The following is an 18,843-nucleotide window of genomic DNA, read 5'->3' as shown; positions in this document are numbered from 1 at the left end:
AATTCAATTTCTTGTATTGTCTGGTAACGCCCGGACGCATCAGTTGATCCGCGTCCAGGTCTGGGTCTTGCACAAGGGCCAGACGATGCAGCCCTTGAGCTTGAGGGTGTCTGCACCGGCCGGTGTGATCGTGGCCTTGTAGGTGCCGCCGTCTTCCGGGTTGTAGATCGTGCCGCCGGTCCACTTGGCCGCGTCGCGATCGAAGCCGCCCAGGATCTGCAGGCCCTTGAGGCGGCGGTTGCGCTTGGCCTCGTCCTTGTTGTTCTCGTCCCGCATCTCCGGATTGCGCCGGATGTTGTCGGATTCGAGGAGCGTCCCGCAGATCGAGGTTCCGCAGCGCGCGATCTCGACGACGCCGTGCTTCGACGGTGTGCGCCACATTCCCAGTACCGAGTCCGGCGATGCGGCGGATGCCGTGACCGGAACTGCAGCAATGGCGGCAACAAATGCCACTGCCGCATGTTTCGTGATTCTCATGTGCGACCTTTCCATCTCTCTCCCGAAGCCCGGTTTCGCGCCGCTTGCTGGCAGACGTCTTCGATCTGGGGCCGGGTATGGACTCGAGATAACCGAAAATTTGCTTGACGTATAGGGAAAGAATCGCACCTTAAGGGAAGATGTTTCGAACGGTCCGGATTCTTGAGGCCCGTCCGCCATGGAGAGAATGCATGCAAAGCGTCGTGATTGCGGGTTTCGCCCGTTCCCCGTTTCACCTGGCCAACAAGGGCGCGCTTGCCCGGGTCCGGCCTGACGACCTTGCCGCGCAGGTGATTCGCGGGTTGATCGACAAGACCGGGGTCGAACCGTCCGACGTCGAGGACCTGATTGTCGGCTGCGCCTTCCCCGAAGGCGAACAGGGCCTCAACGTGGCCCGCCTGATCGGCCTGCTGGCCGACCTGCCGATCTCGGTGGGCGGGATGACGGTGAACCGCTTCTGCGGTTCGTCGATGAGCGCGATCCACATCGCCATGGGCCAGATTGCCGTGGGCGCGGGTGAAGTCTTCATCTGCGCAGGCGTAGAATCGATGAGCCGGGTGCCGATGATGGGCTTCAACCCCATGCCCAACCGCGCCCTTGCCGAAAAGAGCGCCGCCTACATATCGATGGGCGAAACGGCTGAGAACGTCGCCGCGAAGTACCAGATCGGCCGCGATGCGCAGGAAGCCCTGGCCGTCGAAAGCCAGAAGCGGGCGGCCGCGGCGCGCGAGGCCGGCAAGTTCGCCGACGAGATCGTGCCGATCACGACCAAGGGCGGCACTGTGAGCGAGGACGGCACGATCCGTCCGGGTACCACGGCCGAGGACCTTGCCGGGCTCAAGCCTGCCTTCGATGCCAGGGGTTCGGTCACCGCCGGCACATCCTCTCCGCTGACTGACGGCGCCAGCGCGGTGCTGGTCTGCACCGAGGACTATGCCCGCAAGCACGATCTGCCGATTCTCGCCCGTATCAAGTCGGTGGCGATCTCCGGTTGCGCGCCCGAAACGATGGGGCTCGGACCGATCCTCTCCAGCAGGAAGGCGATGGAGCGCGCAGGCATCACGGCGGGCGACCTCGACGTGGTCGAGCTTAACGAGGCCTTCGCCTCGCAGGCGATCGCCTGCATGACCGACCTCGGCCTCGATGCCGCGAGGACCAACATCGACGGCGGCGCCATCGCCATCGGGCACCCGCTCGGCGCAACCGGCGCGCGCATCGTCGGCAAGGCCGCGGCGCTGCTGAAGCGCGAAGGCGGCAAGTATGCGCTGGCCACGCAGTGCATCGGCGGCGGGCAGGGCATCGCCACGATCCTGGAGTCGGCGCAATGAACGATACCATCCGGAAAGTCTGCGTCATCGGCGCCGGTACCATGGGTGCCGGAATCGCCGCCCAGGTCGCCAATGCCGGTGTGCCGGTCGTCCTGCTCGACATCGTCCCCAAGGACGGCGAGAATCGCAACGCCATCGCCGAAGGCGCGGTGGCGCGCATGCTCAAGACCGAGCCTGCGCCCTTCATGTCGAAGGCTGCGGCCAAGCTGGTCGAGACCGGCAACATCGAGGACCATCTCGACAAGGTCGCCGAATGCGACTGGGTGATCGAGGCGGTGATCGAGCGGCTCGACATCAAGCAGGGCCTCTATGCCAAGCTGGAAGCGGTCAAGCGCGAGGGTACGGCGGTCTCGTCGAACACGTCGACCATCCCGCTTGCCCATCTCGTCGAAGGGCGTTCGGACGGCTTCAAGCGCGATTTCCTGATCACCCACTTCTTCAATCCGCCGCGCTACATGCGCCTGCTGGAAATCGTTACCGGTCCCGCGACCGATGGGGCCGTGGCGGACAAGGTGGAGCGCTTCGCCGATGTCGCGATGGGCAAGACGGTGGTCCATGCCAAGGACACGCCGGGCTTCATCGCCAATCGCATCGGCACGTACTGGATCCAGCTCGGCCTCAATGCCGCTTTCGACATGGGGCTCACCGTCGAGCAGGCCGACGCGATCGCCGGCAAGCCGATGGGCGTGCCCAAGACCGGCATTTTCGGTCTGGTCGATCTCGTGGGCATCGACCTGATGCCGCACTTGCAGGCGAGCCTGACTTCCACGCTGCCCAAGGACGATCCCTATCAGGAGATCGCGCGCAGCCATCCGCTTATCGAGAAGTTGATTTCCGAGGGATTCACCGGCCGCAAGGGCAAGGGCGGTTTCTACCGCCTCAATAGGGACATGGGTCGCCGCAAGGAGGCTCTTGACCTTGCGACCGGTGAATACCGCGAGAAGACCAGCGCCCGCGGCCCTTCGGGTCGCGCAGCCAAGGGGGACCTGCGGGCGCTGGTCGAAACCAGGGGCGTGGTGGGCGAATATGCCTGGGCGATCCTGGGCGGGACGCTGGCTTATGCCGCCGCCTTGGTGCCGTCTGCCGCCGCCGATGTCGTGGCCGTCGATGACGCCATGAAGCTGGGCTACAACTGGAAGTCCGGGCCGTTCGAAATGATCGACACGCTGGGCGCGCAGTATCTTGCCGAAAGGCTCGAGGCTGAAGGCAAGCCCGTTCCCGAGATCCTCAGGCTGGCAGGAGAGCGCACCTTCTATCGCATCGAGGACGGCAAGCGCCAGTTCCTTGGCCTTGACGGCGAGTATCACGATGTCGTGCGCCCCGAAGGCGTGCTGCGTCTGGCAGACGTCAAGCTCGCCTCCGGGCCGCTGCTCAAGAACGGCTCGGCAGCCCTGTGGGATGTCGGCGACGGAGTGGCCTGCCTCGAATTCACCGGCAAGATGAATGCGCTCGACGGCGACGTGATGAAGCTGATCGTCGAGGCGATCCCGCTCGTTTCCGCCAGGTTCAAGGCGCTCGTCGTCTATAACGACGCCGACAGCTTCTCGGCTGGCGCCAACCTCGGGCTTGCCCTCTTCGCGATCAATATCGCCGCCTATGGTGAGGTCGAGAAGCTCGTGGCCGGCGGGCAGATGGCCTACAAGGGCCTCAAGTACGCGCCCTTCCCGGTGGTGGGAGCACCTGCCGGTCTGGCCGTGGGCGGCGGGTGCGAGATCCTGCTGCACTGCGATGCGATCCAGGCCCATGCCGAACTCTACACCGGCCTCGTCGAATGCGGCGTCGGCCTGATCCCCGGCTGGGGTGGCAATGGCGAGATGATCGACCGCGCGCGCAAGGCGCCCATGATGCCCAAGGGGCCGATGCCCGCCGTCGCCAAGGTGTTCGAGACGGTCTCGACCGCGACTGTTTCCAAGTCTGCGGCGCAGGCGAAGGAAATGCTGTTCCTGCGCCCGCATGACGGCATCACCATGAACCGCGACCGCCTGCTTCACGATGCCAAGCAGAAGGCGCTTTCGCTGGTGGAAGGCTACGCGCCCCCCGAAGCGCCCGAGTTCAGGTTGCCGGGCGAGGGCGGGCACGTCGCGCTCAACATGGCGGCGCAAGGCTTCCACAAGCGCGGAATGGCGACCGATTACGACATGGTCGTTTCCGATGCCCTGGCCACCGTGCTGACCGGAGGAGAGGCCGACCTCGTCGATACGGTGAGCGAGCAGGAACTGCTCAAGCTTGAGCGCGAGACCTTCATGCGGCTGGTTCGCGAACCGCGCTCGATTGCGCGGGTCGAACATATGCTTGAAACCGGAAAGCCGCTGCGCAACTGATGCGATGACAAGGGCGCGCGCAGTCGCGCCTGCGAGGAGAGTGAGAAATGCAAGTCTACGAGGCACCCTTGCGCGACATGAAGTTCGTGCTGCACGAGCTTCATGAGGATGACGGCTTCGGTAATCTCGAGGCGCTTGAAGAATTCACGCCCGATCTCGTCGATGCCGTGCTGGAAGAAGCGGCCAAGGTGGCGCAGGAGGTCCTGCTCCCGCTCAACCGCAGCGGTGATGTCGAGGGCTGTACGCTGGAGAACGGCGTGGTGCGCACGCCGCAGGGCTTCAAGGAAGCCTATGAGCTGTTCCGCGAGGGCGGCTGGTGCGCGCTGGCGTCCGATCCCGAATGGGGCGGGCAGGGTCTGCCCGAATCGGTCAACAAGATGACCGAGGAAATGATCTGCTCGGCCAACCTGTCGTTCAGCCTCTATCCCGGCCTGACCCACGGCGGCACGACCGCGATCGAGGTCTATGCCAGCGATGAACTCAAGCAGTTCTACCTGCCGAAGCTGGTTTCGGGCACCTGGTCGGGCACGATGTGCCTCACCGAATCGCATTGCGGCACCGATCTGGGCATGCTGCGCACCAAGGCGGTTCCGCAGGATGACGGCAGCTACAAGCTGACCGGCGGCAAGATCTTCATTTCCGCCGGCGAACATGACCTGACCGAGAACATCATCCACCTCGTCCTCGCGCGGCTTCCCGATGCACCCAAGGGCGTGAAGGGCATCAGCCTGTTCCTGGTGCCCAAGTACCTGCCCAAGGACGACGGCACGCCGGGCCCCTCGAACGGGGTCTCGGTCGCGGCCATCGAGCACAAGATGGGCCTCAAGGCCTCGGCAACCTGCCAGCTCAATTTCGAGGAATCGACCGGCTGGCTGGTCGGCAAGCCCAACAAGGGGCTCGAGGCGATGTTCACGATGATGAACACCGAGCGCGTCTCGGTGGGCGTGCAGGGGCTGGGCGTGGGCGAGGCAGCCTACCAGTCTGCGGTGTGGTACGCGAAGGACCGCCTGCAGGGCCGTTCGCTGTCCGGCGTCAAGAACCCGGATGGACCGGCTGACCCGATCATCGTTCACCCCGATGTGCGCCGCATGCTGATGACGATGCGCGCCAACAACGAAGGCTGCCGTGCCATTTCGGCATGGGTGAGCCGCGCGCTCGATGCCGAAAAGCACGCCACCGATCCGGAGGTGAAGCAGCGCGCCGAGGATTTTGTCGCCCTGATGACGCCCGTGGTGAAGGCGCTTTTCACCGACCTCGGTTTCGAGAGCGCGAACCTTGCGGTGCAGGTCTATGGCGGCCACGGCTACATCGCCGAAAGCGGCGTGGAGCAGTACGCGCGCGATGCGCGCATCGCCATGATCTACGAGGGTACCAACGGCATTCAGGCGCTCGACCTCGTGGGCCGCAAGCTGCCTGCCCACATGGGCCGCTACTTGCGCGCGTTCTTCCACCCGGTCTCGCAGTTCATCGAAGCGAACAAGGGTGACGAGACCTTCGGCAAGATGATCGAGGCTCTGGAAAAGGCCTTTGGCGCGCTTCAGCTGTCAACGGCGACGATCGCGCAGAAGGGGATGAAGGACCCCGAGGAAGGCGCTGCTGCCGCGACCGATTACCTGCGCCTGACCGGCCTTGTCGCCATGGCCTACTGCTTTGCCAAGTCGGCCGTGATCGCCCAGCGCAGGCTTGGCGAAGGCACCGACGAGGCGGCGTTCTACAAGTCCAAGCTGGCGACCGCGCAGTTCTTCTTCGACCGTATCCTGCCCCAGGCGACCGCGGCATTCCTGGCGATCAAGTCGGGCAAGGCATCGATGATGGCGCTTGAGGCCGAAGCGTTCTGATCGGGCGTCCGGCGCCGCGCTCCGCAGTCGAGAGCGCGGCGCCGGACCGCTCGTCCATCAGTTTCCGGCGATGGTCATGCCATCGACGCGCAGCGTCGGCACGTTGATCGCGCGGTACCATTCAAGGTCGCTGGCCGGGGTCATCTGCGCAAACATCTTGAGCAGGTTCCCGGCGATGGTGAATTCGGCCACCGGCCCGGCCAGTTCGCCGTTGACGATGCGAAAGCCCGAAGCGCCGCGGCTGTAATCGCCGGTCACTCCGTTCACGCCCTGCCCGATCAGCTCGATCACGTAGATGCCGTCGGCGATGTCCGCCATCAGTTCGGCGGGCGAGAGCGGGCCGGGTTCGAGGTGGATATTGCCCACCGAGATTCCCGGTGCGCCGCCGCCGCCGCGCGAGGCGTGGCCGGTCGGCTCCAGGCCGAGCTGGCGGGCCGCCGCGCAGTCGAGCAGCCAACCGGTGATCTTCCCGTCTTCCACGAGATTGCGCGCACGGGTCGCCAGTCCTTCGCCGTCGAACGGCCGGGCGCGAAGGCCGCGCGGCCGGTGCGGGTCTTCGGCGATCACGGTTCCCGGCGCGAAGATCTGTTCGCCGAGCCGGTCGAGCAGGAAGCTGGAACGGCGGGCGATTGCGCTGCCCGACATGGCGCCGATGAGATGGCCGACCAGCGTGCCCGAGACGCGCGGATCGAACAGGACCGGCATCGGGCCGCTCTTCACCTTGCCGGGCTCGAGACGGGCAACCGCGCGGGTTCCGGCCAGTTCGCCGATCTCGCGCGCGCCGGGCAGGTCGGCCACGTGATGCGTCTGGCGCCAGGCGCTGTCGCGCTGCTTGCCCGCGCCTTCGCCGGCGACAACCGAAGCGCTGGTGGAATGGCTGGATGCGCCATAGGCTCCGGCGAAACCGTGGCTGGTCGCCAACGCGAAGATACCGAAGCCGGCACTGGCCGATGCGCCGTCGGAATTGGTCACGCCCTGCACCGCCCGGGCCGCGTCCTCGGCTTCCTCGGCACGTTCGCGCAGGGCCTGCGGGCTGGGTTCGGAGGGATCGATCAGGTCGAGTTCGGGGAAGGGGCCATGGGTGAGCAGTTCCTCTGGCGCCAGGCCGGCATAGGCGTCTTCCGGTGCGGCGCGGGCCATGGCGATCGCGCGCGCGGCCAGCTCGTCCAGCGCTAGGTCCGACAAGTCGGAAGAACCGATACTGGCCGAACGGGTGCCGCTGAATACGCGCAGCGAGATGTGCTCGCTTTCCGAACGCTCGACATCCTCGAGCTTGCCCAGGCGGATCTGGATCCCTTCCGAGGAACTGGCGCCATACACGGCATCGGCGGCATCGGCGCCTGCGCGGCGCGCGCGCGCAACCAGATCCTGCGCGCGTTCCCTGGCCTGTTCCGGATTGAGCATTGGACTTCGCAACTCCCTTGAACCGCGCGAAAGCCGGTTCGCGCTCAGGGCAGCCCTAGTCGCCGCGCGGGCCAAGGGCAAATGCGAGATGCACGAAGGTTCGGTTGGCCGGGGGACGTAAGCCCGGCTGGGCTCGCTCTCAAGCGAAGATCAGGGCGAGGCCCTTGAAAAGTCCGGTCAGCGCGAAAGGAAGCCCAATCGCCATGGCCCAGAGAACGAGACGGTCACGCCGGTAATAAGGCGCCATGCCCGGATCGTGCGCCTGTTCGTCGCTCAGGCGGTTCCAGCGCGCCTCGAAGCGGCGGCAGGCCGGGATGATGGCGATGACGAGGATGATCAGCGCAAGATAGGGGAGCAGCGAACTTCCGTGCGACTTGAGGGCGCCGATGGTCACGAAAATCTGCAAGGCGGTATAGGCCAGCAGGGCGTAAGCGATGTGGTCGCTCATCTTCTTGCGCCAGTCCACCAGATGTCCGGAGGCCGGAGGCATCATGGCCCGATGTCGAGTGGTCTTAGCCATCCAGCAGTACTTCCCCTTCAATCCCCGTAAGACTAGATCATCAAATTGCGGGAAGATCAAGTTTGACGAAATTTCCGACAAGCTCTGGCGAGGCGGACGGGCGGTGGCCCGAGGGCACTCGGTAAACAGCGCCGGGTTATCAGGCACATGCACGAAACCTGCCAATCTGGGCCTCGAAGGCAAAATGCCGACTTGCCGTTGCCCGGTCGCGTGCGTTAACGCGGTAACCAATGACGGAAACGACCGAACTTTCGCAGGATCAGAGCTCCAGTGCGGCGGCCGCTGCGGCCGCAGTCGCCGAACGCGGCGGGCTCGAAGTCATCTCCATTGCCAAGAGCTACGACAAGCGTGCGGTCCTTACCGACATCTCGCTTTCGGTAGCGAAAGGCGAAGTGCTGGGCCTGCTCGGCCCCAATGGCGCGGGCAAGACCACCTGCTTTTATTCGATCATGGGCCTGGTGCGCCCGGATTCGGGCCGCATCCTGATGGACGGCGTCGACGTCACCCGCCTGCCGATGTACCGCCGCGCGATTCTCGGCCTGGGCTACCTGCCGCAGGAAACCTCGATCTTCCGGGGCATGACGGTGGAGCAGAACATCAGCGCCGTGCTGGAACTCAACGAGCCGGACAGGGCCGTGCGCGACGAGGAACTGGAGCGCCTGCTCGACGAATTCGGCCTGACCCGCCTGCGGTCGAGCCCGGCCATGGCGCTCTCGGGCGGCGAGCGCCGTCGCTGCGAAATTGCCCGGGCCCTGGCTGCGAAGCCGTCGATCATGCTGCTGGACGAGCCTTTCGCAGGCATCGACCCGCTCTCCATCGCGGACATCCGCGATCTCGTAAGGGACCTCAAGACGCGCGGGATCGGCGTTCTCATCACCGACCACAACGTGCGCGAAACGCTCGACATCGTCGATCGCGCCTGCATCATCTACGGCGGGCAGGTGCTCTTCGCGGGCAGCCCCGAAGCGCTGGTGGCCGACGAGAATGTGCGCAGGCTCTATCTCGGCGAGGGTTTCACGCTGTGAGGCCTGACGTCCAGGGATACTGACGCATGGCGCTGGGGCCCCGGCTAGACCTGAGGCAAAGCCAGTCGCTGGTCATGACGCCGCAGCTCCAGCAGGCGATCAAGCTGCTGGCGCTGTCCAATCTCGAAGTCGAAACCTTCATTGGCGAGGCGCTCGACGCCAATCCCCTGCTCGATGTCGGTGCGGAACCGGCACCTCCTCCGGTCGAAACCGTGGAAATGCCCGAGGAAGCCCGGCGCACGACGCTGGAAGGTTCGCCGGTCGACCAGTTGATCGGCGAAGGCCGGGCAAGCGACGACCGGCCGCTCGACATCGACGCCGGATCGCTGGACCGGGACCGCGATACCGGTGACGGCGAACTGACAGGCAATTCGACCAGCGGCACTGCCGACAACTGGGCCAGCGAATTCCGCATGGCCGGCGGCGAGGCCGGGCCCGGTATCGAGGACCATGCCGGGGGTGCGGCGTCGCTTGCCGAGCATCTGCAGGCGCAAGTGGGGTCCGAGGCGTTCAATCCCGTCGAGGCGGGCATTGCGCGCTACATCATCGGCCTGCTCGACGATGCCGGTTATCTCCATGCCAGCCTTGCCGAACTGGCAGCCGATCTCGGTGTGTCGGAGGATGCGGTCGAGGATGCGCTGATACTCGTCCAGTCACTTGATCCTACTGGAGTAGGTGCTCGCTCACTGTCGGAGTGCATCGCCCTGCAGGCGCGCGAGGCGGACCGCTACGATCCGTGCATGGCGCGCCTGATCGATAATCTCGACCTTGTCGCCAAGGGGGAACTGGCTCGCCTCAAGCGCATGTGCGGCGTGGACGACGAGGATTTCGCCGATATGCTGGCCGAACTGCGCAGCTACGACCCCAAGCCGGGCGCGCGTTTCGGCGGGGAGGCAAGCGGGGCCGTCACGCCCGACATCCTCGTGACTCCGCGCAGCGACGGCGGCTGGGACATCGCGCTCAACCAGGCGACGCTGCCGCGCCTGATCGTCAATCGCGGCTATTACGTCGAGCTCAAGGGCACTTGCGAGGACAAGACCTCGCGTGCGTGGCTTTCCGAAAAGCTTGCCGATGCCAACTGGCTGATCAAGGCGCTCGACCAGCGGCAGAAGACGATCCTCAAGGTGGCGAGCGAACTGGTGAAGCAACAGGACGGCTTCTTCCGGCACGGCGTTTCCCAGCTCAAGCCGCTGACCCTGCGCGCGGTGGCCGAAGCGATCGGCATGCATGAATCGACCGTCAGCCGCGTGACTTCGAACAAGTTCCTCAACTGTCCGCGCGGAACTTACGAGTTGAAGTATTTCTTCAGCTCGGGCGTCAGCGGCGCGGGCGGCGAGGGTGCGGCTTCGGCAGAGGCAGTGAAGGCCGCTATCAAGCAGTTGATAGACGCCGAGGATCCCAAGGCGATCCTGTCCGACGATGCGCTGGTGGAACTGCTCAACGGCAAGGGGTTTGCGCTGGCAAGGCGAACGGTCGCCAAGTACCGTGAAGCTATCGGGCTGGGTAGTTCGGTTCAACGCCGCCGCCAGAAGGCTCTTGCTGCAGCGCGGTAAGTAATGAGCAAGATGACATTGAGTACATCTTGTATATTGCTTGTTTAGCTTAGTAAAAAGTTCTGCGTATTTTCCCGAGTCGTGGTAAGTTGGTTATCTATCAGTTGTGCCGGGACTGCGACAGGTGGGAGCGCCCCGGCCACTGGAAGAAGGCGCTGACCATGTCCTGTATTGATCCCAAGCCGGGAAACGATCGGTTGACTAGGGGCAGCGCCGTGGCCGCGCTCGCCCGGCGCAGTGCATGGGCCAGTGGCGATGCGCGGCACGACTTTTTTAGCTGGCTGTTTGCCCAGCGGCCTCAGGCAATTCAGGTTTCGGACAAGAACAAGAGCTGTAGGGTAGCACCTGTCGAGGCACGAATTGACAGGTCAATCCTGGGGGCGCCCTGAAAAGGGTGGCTCCGCCGGAGCGACATGTTCCGCACTCAGGTCGCTCCGGCACAGGTTGCCAGGGAGGAACGCCTTGCGATCGCCTCCGATCGCATAGACCCGCATTGGCGGGTCGACCGGCCCTTCTCGATCTTGTCGGCACCCCTACCGGCATCGTCGGGAAGGGCCATCTCTTCAAGAACCGGAAAAGTGGCGGCAGCCGTGTTAGGGATTGGCTCAAGCAATGCGGGCCCGGCTGCCGCCTTAGTCTGCGAGTGATTCCGGATGGAAGGGGGAGACCGAAGGTCGCATGCAAGCCTCCCACTGGCTTCCGGTCGCATCCGAAAGCGGGGTCGCACGCTCCGGACAAGAACCTGTTAACCCTGCCTGGAGGTTGAGCGCAGTGACCTAGACCACAGGGGCCTTGTGACTTTTACCACAATGCCGCGATGGGATCGTTGCGTTGCTGGCTGGTCAGGCCGTGCCGCGGCCGATTCCGGCCTGGTTGGCCCGCTGGATCAGTTCGACGTCCCCGGCAGCGGCGCGCACGATTTCCGCCAGTCGGGCAATGTCGCAGACGATCAGCTTGCGCCCGGAACTGGACGTGATGCCCTGTTCGGCAAGGTAGCGCAGTTCGCGGGTCACTGCCTCGCGGTGGGTGCCGATGCGGTTGGCCAGCTCGGCATGAGTGGGCGAAGGCGTGATCGTCGCCTCGTTACCCTTAAAGCCGGTATCGAGGCAGAAGCGCAGCAGTTCGCAGTGCAGGCGGCTGCGCACGGCAAGGGCATTGAGCTCGAAGATCCGCTCGTTGAGCTGGCGCAGCATGCGCACGAGGCGGCGGGTCAGCCATTCCGCCGATTCCGGATGCGCGAACGCGGCTTCGCGAAAGGCCGCCCCGGGAATACGCGCCAGACTTGCCTTGGTAGTGGCCATGACCGTTGCCGAGCGCGGCTGGTCGTCAAGCGCGGCGAATTCCCCCACGAGTGCGCCCGGACCGGCATCGCTGAGCGTGATCTCGCGTCCGTTCTGCGAGAGCAGTTCAATCCGCAGCGTGCCTTCGAGGATGACGAAGACGTCGCTCGTCTCGTCCTGGTGGCCCATGACCGTCTGCCCGGCCTTGAACTGCGCCAGGCGTGCAAGCGGCGCAACGGCTTCGGCAAGTGGCGCGGGAAGGTGACGGTCCAGATCGGACAATTGCGGCATCGATGACCCCAGTTCACATGGCGAGCCGCTACACCGCCGAGCCACGGCGGACCCTGCATCGACCCCGAATTGCCCGGCATAATGCCCAAGCCATGCCCACCTGTCGACTTGGCCAGTGCGGGGGCGCCCGATGGATCGTCTTGCCGGATATGTGGATTATAGGATAGGGGGGTATCCTATGGGACATCTCTCCGCCAACAACGACGCCCTTGTCTTGCGCGTGCGCCGGCTCGTCGGTCAGCTCCAGGCCGTGGAGCGCGCGCTGGTCGGTGGCGAGGACTGCACCAAGACCCTGCATCTGGCCGCCGCCGTGCGCGGCGCGCTGAACGGTCTCATCGACGAACTGATCGAGGCGCACATGAAGGAACATGTCGCCGCGCCCCAACTCTCGCAGGAAGAGCGCGAAGCCGGGGCCGAGGCCCTGCTGGCGGCGATCCGGCGCTACGCGAAATAGAAAGACGGCCGAAGATGGCGAGCCAGCCTGAAATAGACCACTTCATCCACGACCACGATTTCCTCGGTGCGTCGCACGACGCCAATGCGCGCCGCACGCTATGGGTCGTGGCCCTGACCGCCGTCATGATGGTGGGCGAGATCGTGGCCGGATATCTGACCGGATCGATGGCCCTGCTTGCGGACGGTTTTCACATGGCGACCCACGCCGGCGCGCTGAGCGTTGCGGCGATGGCCTATGCCTATGCCAAACGGCACAAGCGCAACCCGGCTTTCAGCTTCGGGACCGGAAAGGTGGGTGATCTGGCCGGCTTCGCATCGGCGCTGGTGCTGGCCATGTTTGCACTGGGTATCGGTTTCGAATCCTTCATGCGCCTGCTCAGCCCGGTGCGCGTTGCCTTCGGCGAAGCGACCGTGATCGCGATCATCGGCCTGGCCGTGAACGTCGTCAGTGCCCTGCTGCTTTCGGGCCATCACCATCATGGCCACGATCATCACCACGGGCATCACCACGGGCACCACCATGGGCACGATCACGACCACGGGCATCGTCAGGGGCATCATCATGGCCACGGGCACGGGGACAACAACCTGCGTTCGGCTTATATGCACGTCCTTGCCGATGCGCTGACTTCGGTGCTTGCCATCGCCGCCTTGCTGTCCGGGCGCTATCTTGGCTGGGTCTGGCTCGATCCGGTTATGGGCCTCGTCGGCGCGCTGGTGATCGCCCGCTGGTCATGGACGCTCATGCGAGACACCGCCTCCGTCCTGCTGGATCGTACCGATGACCATGTTGCGGCAGAAGTGCGCGAACTGGTGGAGGCTCCGGGCGATGCGGTGATCTGCGACCTGCATGTCTGGCGCGTCGGACCCGAGGCCCACGCTGCCATCGTCGGAGTCTCCGTTCACGAGGAACGGGTCGATACCGCGGAACTGCGCCGGCGCCTGCGGCCGGTTCACGAATTGCAGCACATCACCATCGAGCGGTACTGAGCCCGCGCGGCACTAAGCCCGATCGGCAAGGCACGGCGTGCGATGGCCTCAAGCGGGCGGGCAGTCCTTCTTGCCGTTGCCGTTCTTGCATCCGGGCGGAACGGTTACCCCGCCGGATGTGCTGCCACCCGAGGAACTGCCGTTGCCGCCGCCCGAGGAACTGCCGTTGCCGCCGCCCGTGCTCGTGCCGCCACTGGTCGTGGTCGTGCCTCCGGATGTGCTGCTGGTGCTGGATGTGGTGGTCCCGCCAGACGTGTCGCCAGAGGTCGATCCTCCTGTAGTGGATCCACCGGTGGTCGAACCCCCGGTTGTCGTGCCCCCGCCGGACGAACTTGAGCCGCCCGAACTGCTGCCCCCACTCGAACCACCCGATGAACCGCTGCTGGAGCTGCCTCCGCTCGAACTTCCCGACGAAGTGCCGCCCGATGAGGTGCCGCCCGATGAAGTTCCGCCCGATCCCCCCGAAGAGCCGCTGCCTCCGGAACTGCTGTCACCGCTGGCTATCGAACTGGCGCCATCGGCCATGGCAAAGTTGATTGAGCCGCTCAGGGCCAGAGCGGCGATGGCAATGCCGCCTCCGGCCATCGCCAGCAGCAGGGCGTATTCAGCCGCAGAGCTGGCCGTTCGGTCGCGTAGAAAGCGTAAGATCATCATGGCCCCGTCAAACAAGCGGCAAGCGGGCAGTTCGCCGAAAACCTCCGCTTGCCTGTCTTCAACATGATGCGAAACCGCTGCACATGCTCTGACTAACTTGTATGAGTGCGCCCGTTTCAATTTATCTCTGAAATCCAGCTGTTTGCCGGAGGCATGAGGGTAAGGGGGTACCCCTTTTTAGGTATACCGGATGGCACCGGCCCAAGGATTTGCACCTCCGGCTTGTGCAAGCGATGCTGCAAGCCTAGCAACCGCACATGGTTGCAAAAGTCGAACCCTTTCACGCCATGTCGATCGGCCGCCTAGCCTACGAGTTAGCTGAAAGCGGCCGCGACGTCATCCACATGGAATACGGGCAGCCTTCCACCGGCGCACCGGCCGCGGCCATCGCAAAGGCACACGAAGTGCTCGACAGCGAGCCCGGCGGATACTGGGAAAACATCGCCCTGCTTGAGCGCATCGCCCGCCATTACGACGATGCCTATGGCGTCAAGCTGGACCGTGAGCAGGTGATCCTGACCTGCGGAGCTTCTCCTGCCTTCGTCCTGGCGCTCACCAGCCTGTTCGAACCGGGTGCGCGCGTTGCCCTTGCGAGGCCGGGATACGTTGCCTACCGCAATACCCTCAAGACGCTCTATCTGGAGCCGGTCGAAGTCGCCTGCGGGCCGGCCGAGCGCTACCAGATCACGGCAGCCGCGCTCGATGCTCTGGACCCTGTGCCGGACGGCCTGATCGTCGCCAGCCCGGCCAATCCGACCGGCACGATCATTGCGCCCGAGGAACTTGCGGCAATAGCCGAAGTCTGTCGCCGCAAGGGCATCCGGATCGTTTCGGACGAGATCTACCATGGTCTGAGTTACAGCCGGGCCGCGCAGTCGATGCTGCAATATGCGCCCGATGCCGTGGTCGTGAACAGCTTCTCCAAGTACTACTCGATGGCCGGATGGCGCCTCGGCTGGCTGCTCGTTCCGCCCGATCTGGTCGATGCGGCGCGCGCGCGCATGTCCAACCTGTTCCTGACGCCCTCGGTACTCGCCCAGCATGCAGGGCTGGTCGCCTTCGACTGCCGGGAGGAACTGGCAGGCCATGTCGAGGTCTATGCCCGTAACCGTGAGCTGCTCTTGGCCGCGCTGCCGCGCCTGGGGTTGCAGAAGATCGCGCCTCCCGATGGGGCTTTCTACATCTATGCCGATGTCAGCCACCTGACTGACGATTGCCTGGCCCTTTGCCAGCAACTGCTCCGCGATACCGGCGTCGCGACGGCGCCGGGCATCGATTTCGATCCGGTCGACGGGCACCACTTCATGCGCTTCAGTTTCGCTGTGTCCACTGCGCTGGTCGAGGAAGCGATCGAACGCATGGTGCCCTGGTTCGAGGAGCGCGCCCGCGTGGGCAACGCCACCGTGCGCTGAGCGATGGCCACGCGGGCCGATTCGCGGATCGCGCCGGGCCGTCCCGCAGATGTGAATCGTCGCTTCACCTTGTGCAGTCATGCTGTAGCAAGGTGGGACGGCGCCTTATGTTGCGCGAATTCTGCGGATTGACAGCTGGCCTTTCATGGCGTCTGGCGGGTGCGGGGCGATGGCAAAACGGGTCGGGCATGGTGATTGATCGTACAAAGGATTGGGAAGTCTGGACGGCCAGGTTTCGGGATTTCCTGAACGACTGCGTCGGCAGCGATGCGGCCGAGGAAAGCGATCGCATTCGCGAAGCCGGGCTGCTGCTGCAGGGAACGCCGCTGGGGCTCAGGCACGCATTCGATCTCAACACGATCGATGAGATGCTGACCTGCGGCGCGGCCGAAAGCGCAGTGCTGGCGATCCTTGGACCCGACGTTGCCTTCATGTTGTCCCGCGGCGGCAGCGGTTCTTGCCTCGCCACGGTCGTCATGGACGATGAGTCCGAGGAAATGATCTCCGAAGGCGCGACTGTCGCGCTTGCCCTGCTGGCGGCGCATGTCTCTCTGCTGCTGGCGCGCATGGAGTTCGACCGGCAGGACCTGGAAAGCATCGAAGTCCCGCCCGCCGCTCGCCTTCACTGAGCGGTCTTTGTCGTAGCGGCACCTCTCACTTGATCAGGGCGGCCTCGATCGCGATGCGAATGGCGTCCGAGGTATGGTTGGCGCCGAGTTTGGTGAGCATGTTGGCGCGGTGGATCTCTACCGTACGGGGACTGATCGAGAGCCTTTCGCCGATCAGCCGGTTGGACAGCCCGCTTGCCACGCCGCCCAGCACTTCCCTTTCACGGCGGCTCAGCCGGGCGATCCGCGCGCGCGCCATCACTTCGCGCAACTTGGCGTGACCGAAGGCATCGGTGCGCCGGATCGCACGATCGAGCGAGGCGCTCAATTCGTCTGCAGTGATCGGCCAGCTGACATAGTCTATCGCGCCGTCGAGTACGGCCTGAACGATCCGCGGCGGCGATGGAAATTCGCTGAAGGCGATAATCGGAAACCATTCGCCGTGTTTCGCCATCTGTTCGATCAGGCTGGAAATGGCCCCGGCCTGCTCGTGCAGGAGGACGACACCACCGCTGGGCCATGCAGCGCCCAGTTCTGAGATGTTCTCGAACGGTTCGACATGGATCTGGGCCGTCGAAAGGGCATGGCTGATCGCGGCGCGACGGCGGGTTTCTCCGTCGATCAGGATCAGGTTGGAAAGTCGTTCCACTGCAGTCTCCCCACTGGTTTGCCCTTAGGGGATTACGCGCAGTCGCACCGGCACGTGTGGCACGATGCCACCGATTTCGATGCAATTGAGGCTTGCGGATTTCCGGGCAGGAGAAACGCTATGTTGGTGGCAACCGAAACCGTGCGATCTCGCCGCCAATCCGGCTCAGCCGGCCTGGAGTGCCTGGCCGATTTCCATGAAGTCCGTGCGCAGTGTTTCGACCGTGCGCGGATCGAAGCTCACTGCATTGTCGAGAATCGTGCGGCGCGCCGATTCGTAGAGGTGGTTGAGCGCGGCTGCCATCTCGTTCTCGCCCGAGACCCCCAGCTGCAGTGCCGTGACCGCGGTAAGCGCGCGGGTCATCGACCGGCTCTTGAGGCTATTGTCGCCGATGCGATCCGCATGGATCGCGGTGCCCAGCGCGCTGACGAGATGTTCGTAGCACAGGTGCACGAGTTCGGTCGGGCTGGCGCCCTTGACGCGGGCGTCGAAATCGACCCGGCGGTAAGCTTCGTGAGGGGATCGGTGCGCCAGCATGTCAGTTGTTGCCTGAGTTGTTCCAGATGTCGATCTGGCTCTGGAGGAACGAGAGGGTGGACTGCGAGGAGCTGATCCGCGTCTCGGTCTTGGCGAAGCGGGCGACCATGCGGGCGCGAAGCTCCTCCTGCTTGATGACGAGGTCCGACTGGTTCTCGGTCACTTCGGTCAGCTGCTTGGAATAGCGCGAGATCGAGCCACCCAGCGAACCGGGATCGGTCGTGCTGCTGGCCTTGCGGTAGATCGCGTCGAACGTCGCGTAGACGCCGTAGATGCCGTTGGTGAACATCGCGACGACGCCGTCCTGGTCGGCTTCCATCGTCGCCTTGAACCGGTCGGTGTCGAGTGAGAAGGTTCCGTCGCGCTCGGTCTTGAGGCCCAGGTCGGCGAGCGTCTTGGCCACGCCGGTCGCATTGGGCATCACGGTGGTGCCGGCGAGCTGCGAAAGCGAGCGCTTGAGCGCCCTGGCGCCGCTGTCGTTGGCAAGATCCGCGCCGATGGCAGTAGCGGTGTTCAGTTCCGACATCAGCTCGTTGAGCGCGCTGGTGAAGTCCTGCATCGCCGATTCGATGACATCGGTGGGATCGTTGAACGACACGTTCGTCGGCGCGCCGACATTGGTCGCGCCCAGCGTCAGCTTTACGCCGGGAATGGCTTCGGAAATCGTGTTCGAGCTCGAGGTCATGGCCAGACCGTCGACGTTGAACTTGGCGTCCTGCGCCGTCGCCAGGAGCTGGCCGTTCGCCGAGCCGGGATTCCAGGCCAGGTTGGACAGGCCGGGGTCTGCGGCATCCTCGGTCGCCTCCAGGACGAAGCCGTTGGATTCGCCTTCCGGTCCGCGCAGGACGAGCTGCGCGCCGTTGACGGTGTTGGCGACATAGGCAGTGACGCCGGCATTGGCGCCGTTGATGGCCGACGCGACCTGCGACAGCGTCGAGCCTGCAGCGATCGCGATGTCGACCGAGGCGTGCCCGGTGTCTTCGGTGAAGGCTGCGCCCGCAACGGTGCCAAAGCGCAGGGTGAGCGTGCCCGAACCGACCGTGTCGGTCGCCGCGCTGTAGGCGTTCGAAGCGATGCGCTGGCCCGAGGCGAGCTGCGTGACTTCAAGCGAGAAGGTGCCGGTCGGTTGGCTCGTGCCGGTCAGGGTGGCCGAAGCCACCGCGCCGTTGGCCACGACCGGGGTGCGGGCCAGGTCGCCCGAACGCACGAGATTACCGAACGAGGTGTCGAGGTTGAGCAGCATCGACTTGATGTTCGAAGCCGCCGAAATCTTGGCGTCGAGCTTCTCCGACTTGGCAGCGAGCTGATCGCTGCGCGCGGCGAACTGCGCGGCCGACAGGCTTGCGGCGAGTCCGGCAAAGTCGATCCCGCTCCCTGCGCCGAGGGACGAAATCAGCGATGACGTCGCCGAACTGGTCGAGGATGTGCTGTCTACCATGTACCTCTAGGACGGCCTTGCCGTGCCGGGCTTAAGGGGTTGGAAACGGTTTTTTCCGGGAA

Annotated in this window: 17 protein-coding genes; 10 read left to right on the top strand and 7 right to left on the bottom strand. The window is 64.7% G+C overall.

Annotated elements, in window-relative coordinates:
* Nucleotides 1–39: 39 nt before the first annotated feature.
* Entirely contained in the window at nucleotides 40–477 is a 438-nt protein-coding gene (locus PP1Y_RS23175) for a DUF2147 domain-containing protein (protein ID WP_013834354.1), read from the bottom strand.
* A 191-nt stretch (nucleotides 478–668) separates the two neighbouring features.
* On the opposite strand from PP1Y_RS23175, the gene PP1Y_RS23170 reads away from it, so the two are divergent.
* The 3 genes from PP1Y_RS23170 to PP1Y_RS23160 are packed head-to-tail and all read left to right on the top strand — an operon-like array spanning nucleotide 669 to nucleotide 5,964.
* Nucleotides 669–1,805: a thiolase family protein gene (locus PP1Y_RS23170; RefSeq protein WP_013834353.1), complete on the top strand. Its 1,137-nt coding sequence runs from the start codon at nucleotides 669–671 to the stop codon at nucleotides 1,803–1,805.
* Complete coding sequence (locus PP1Y_RS23165; RefSeq protein WP_013834352.1) at nucleotides 1,802–4,126, top strand: 3-hydroxyacyl-CoA dehydrogenase/enoyl-CoA hydratase family protein; 2,325 nt, start codon at nucleotides 1,802–1,804, stop codon at nucleotides 4,124–4,126. The genes PP1Y_RS23170 and PP1Y_RS23165 overlap by 4 nt, the downstream gene beginning before the upstream one ends.
* A gap of 47 nt (nucleotides 4,127–4,173) precedes the next feature.
* On the top strand, nucleotides 4,174–5,964 hold the full coding sequence (locus PP1Y_RS23160) for an acyl-CoA dehydrogenase C-terminal domain-containing protein (RefSeq protein WP_013834351.1): 1,791 nt from the start codon (nucleotides 4,174–4,176) through the stop codon (nucleotides 5,962–5,964).
* 57 nt (nucleotides 5,965–6,021) lie between these two features.
* Here PP1Y_RS23160 and PP1Y_RS23155 read toward each other — a convergent pair whose 3' ends face one another.
* Complete coding sequence (locus PP1Y_RS23155; protein WP_013834350.1) at nucleotides 6,022–7,368, bottom strand: TldD/PmbA family protein; 1,347 nt, start codon at nucleotides 7,366–7,368, stop codon at nucleotides 6,022–6,024.
* 139 nt (nucleotides 7,369–7,507) lie between these two features.
* Nucleotides 7,508–7,888, bottom strand: a complete 381-nt coding sequence (locus PP1Y_RS23150) for a hypothetical protein (protein WP_232512542.1) — start codon at nucleotides 7,886–7,888, stop codon at nucleotides 7,508–7,510.
* Nucleotides 7,889–8,118: 230 nt separating this feature from the next.
* Between PP1Y_RS23150 and lptB the strand changes: the two genes are divergently transcribed.
* Nucleotides 8,119–8,913: an LPS export ABC transporter ATP-binding protein gene (lptB, locus tag PP1Y_RS23145; protein ID WP_013834348.1), complete on the top strand. Its 795-nt coding sequence runs from the start codon at nucleotides 8,119–8,121 to the stop codon at nucleotides 8,911–8,913.
* A gap of 26 nt (nucleotides 8,914–8,939) precedes the next feature.
* The gene (rpoN, locus tag PP1Y_RS23140) at nucleotides 8,940–10,466 is read left to right on the top strand and encodes an RNA polymerase factor sigma-54 (protein WP_013834347.1); all 1,527 of its coding nucleotides are present in this window, start codon (nucleotides 8,940–8,942) and stop codon (nucleotides 10,464–10,466) included.
* An 842-nt stretch (nucleotides 10,467–11,308) separates the two neighbouring features.
* On the opposite strand, the gene PP1Y_RS23135 is transcribed toward rpoN, so the two are convergent.
* Nucleotides 11,309–12,037, bottom strand: coding sequence for a Crp/Fnr family transcriptional regulator (locus tag PP1Y_RS23135; protein WP_013834346.1), 729 nt, complete (start codon nucleotides 12,035–12,037; stop codon nucleotides 11,309–11,311).
* A 178-nt stretch (nucleotides 12,038–12,215) separates the two neighbouring features.
* Between PP1Y_RS23135 and PP1Y_RS23130 the strand changes: the two genes are divergently transcribed.
* The 5 genes from PP1Y_RS23130 (at nucleotide 12,216) to PP1Y_RS23110 (ending at nucleotide 16,178) form a co-directional block, all read left to right on the top strand.
* Complete coding sequence (locus tag PP1Y_RS23130; RefSeq protein ID WP_007012337.1) at nucleotides 12,216–12,491, top strand: metal/formaldehyde-sensitive transcriptional repressor; 276 nt, start codon at nucleotides 12,216–12,218, stop codon at nucleotides 12,489–12,491.
* Between the two features lie 14 nt (nucleotides 12,492–12,505).
* A complete protein-coding gene (dmeF, locus tag PP1Y_RS23125) occupies nucleotides 12,506–13,483 on the top strand; it encodes a CDF family Co(II)/Ni(II) efflux transporter DmeF (RefSeq protein ID WP_013834345.1) in 978 nt (325 codons plus the stop codon).
* A 70-nt stretch (nucleotides 13,484–13,553) separates the two neighbouring features.
* Nucleotides 13,554–14,204: a hypothetical protein gene (locus PP1Y_RS24810; protein WP_148275058.1), complete on the top strand. Its 651-nt coding sequence runs from the start codon at nucleotides 13,554–13,556 to the stop codon at nucleotides 14,202–14,204.
* A 190-nt stretch (nucleotides 14,205–14,394) separates the two neighbouring features.
* Entirely contained in the window at nucleotides 14,395–15,549 is a 1,155-nt protein-coding gene (locus tag PP1Y_RS23115) for an aminotransferase class I/II-fold pyridoxal phosphate-dependent enzyme (RefSeq protein ID WP_013834343.1), read from the top strand.
* Between the two features lie 188 nt (nucleotides 15,550–15,737).
* Nucleotides 15,738–16,178: a hypothetical protein gene (locus tag PP1Y_RS23110; RefSeq protein WP_051010098.1), complete on the top strand. Its 441-nt coding sequence runs from the start codon at nucleotides 15,738–15,740 to the stop codon at nucleotides 16,176–16,178.
* A 25-nt stretch (nucleotides 16,179–16,203) separates the two neighbouring features.
* Here the strand turns inward: PP1Y_RS23110 and PP1Y_RS23105 are convergent, their stop codons facing one another.
* From PP1Y_RS23105 to fliD, 3 genes are all read right to left on the bottom strand, one after another.
* Nucleotides 16,204–16,806 (bottom strand): response regulator transcription factor, encoded by a 603-nt coding sequence (locus PP1Y_RS23105; protein ID WP_013834342.1) that lies wholly within the window; start codon nucleotides 16,804–16,806, stop codon nucleotides 16,204–16,206.
* Nucleotides 16,807–16,971: 165 nt separating this feature from the next.
* Nucleotides 16,972–17,343 carry a flagellar export chaperone FliS gene (fliS, locus tag PP1Y_RS23100; RefSeq protein WP_013834341.1) on the bottom strand — a complete coding sequence of 124 codons (372 nt, stop codon included), beginning with the start codon at nucleotides 17,341–17,343 and terminating at the stop codon, nucleotides 16,972–16,974.
* A 1-nt stretch (nucleotide 17,344) separates the two neighbouring features.
* The gene (gene fliD / locus PP1Y_RS23095; protein ID WP_013834340.1) at nucleotides 17,345–18,781 is read right to left on the bottom strand and encodes a flagellar filament capping protein FliD; all 1,437 of its coding nucleotides are present in this window, start codon (nucleotides 18,779–18,781) and stop codon (nucleotides 17,345–17,347) included.
* Nucleotides 18,782–18,843 lie beyond the last annotated feature (62 nt).

Origin of the sequence: Novosphingobium sp. PP1Y, from assembly GCF_000253255.1 — a bacterium.
Lineage (GTDB): Bacteria > Pseudomonadota > Alphaproteobacteria > Sphingomonadales > Sphingomonadaceae > Novosphingobium.
The sequence above is the reverse complement of the archived record's forward strand: the minus strand, read 5'-3'. Positions and strand labels throughout refer to the sequence as shown.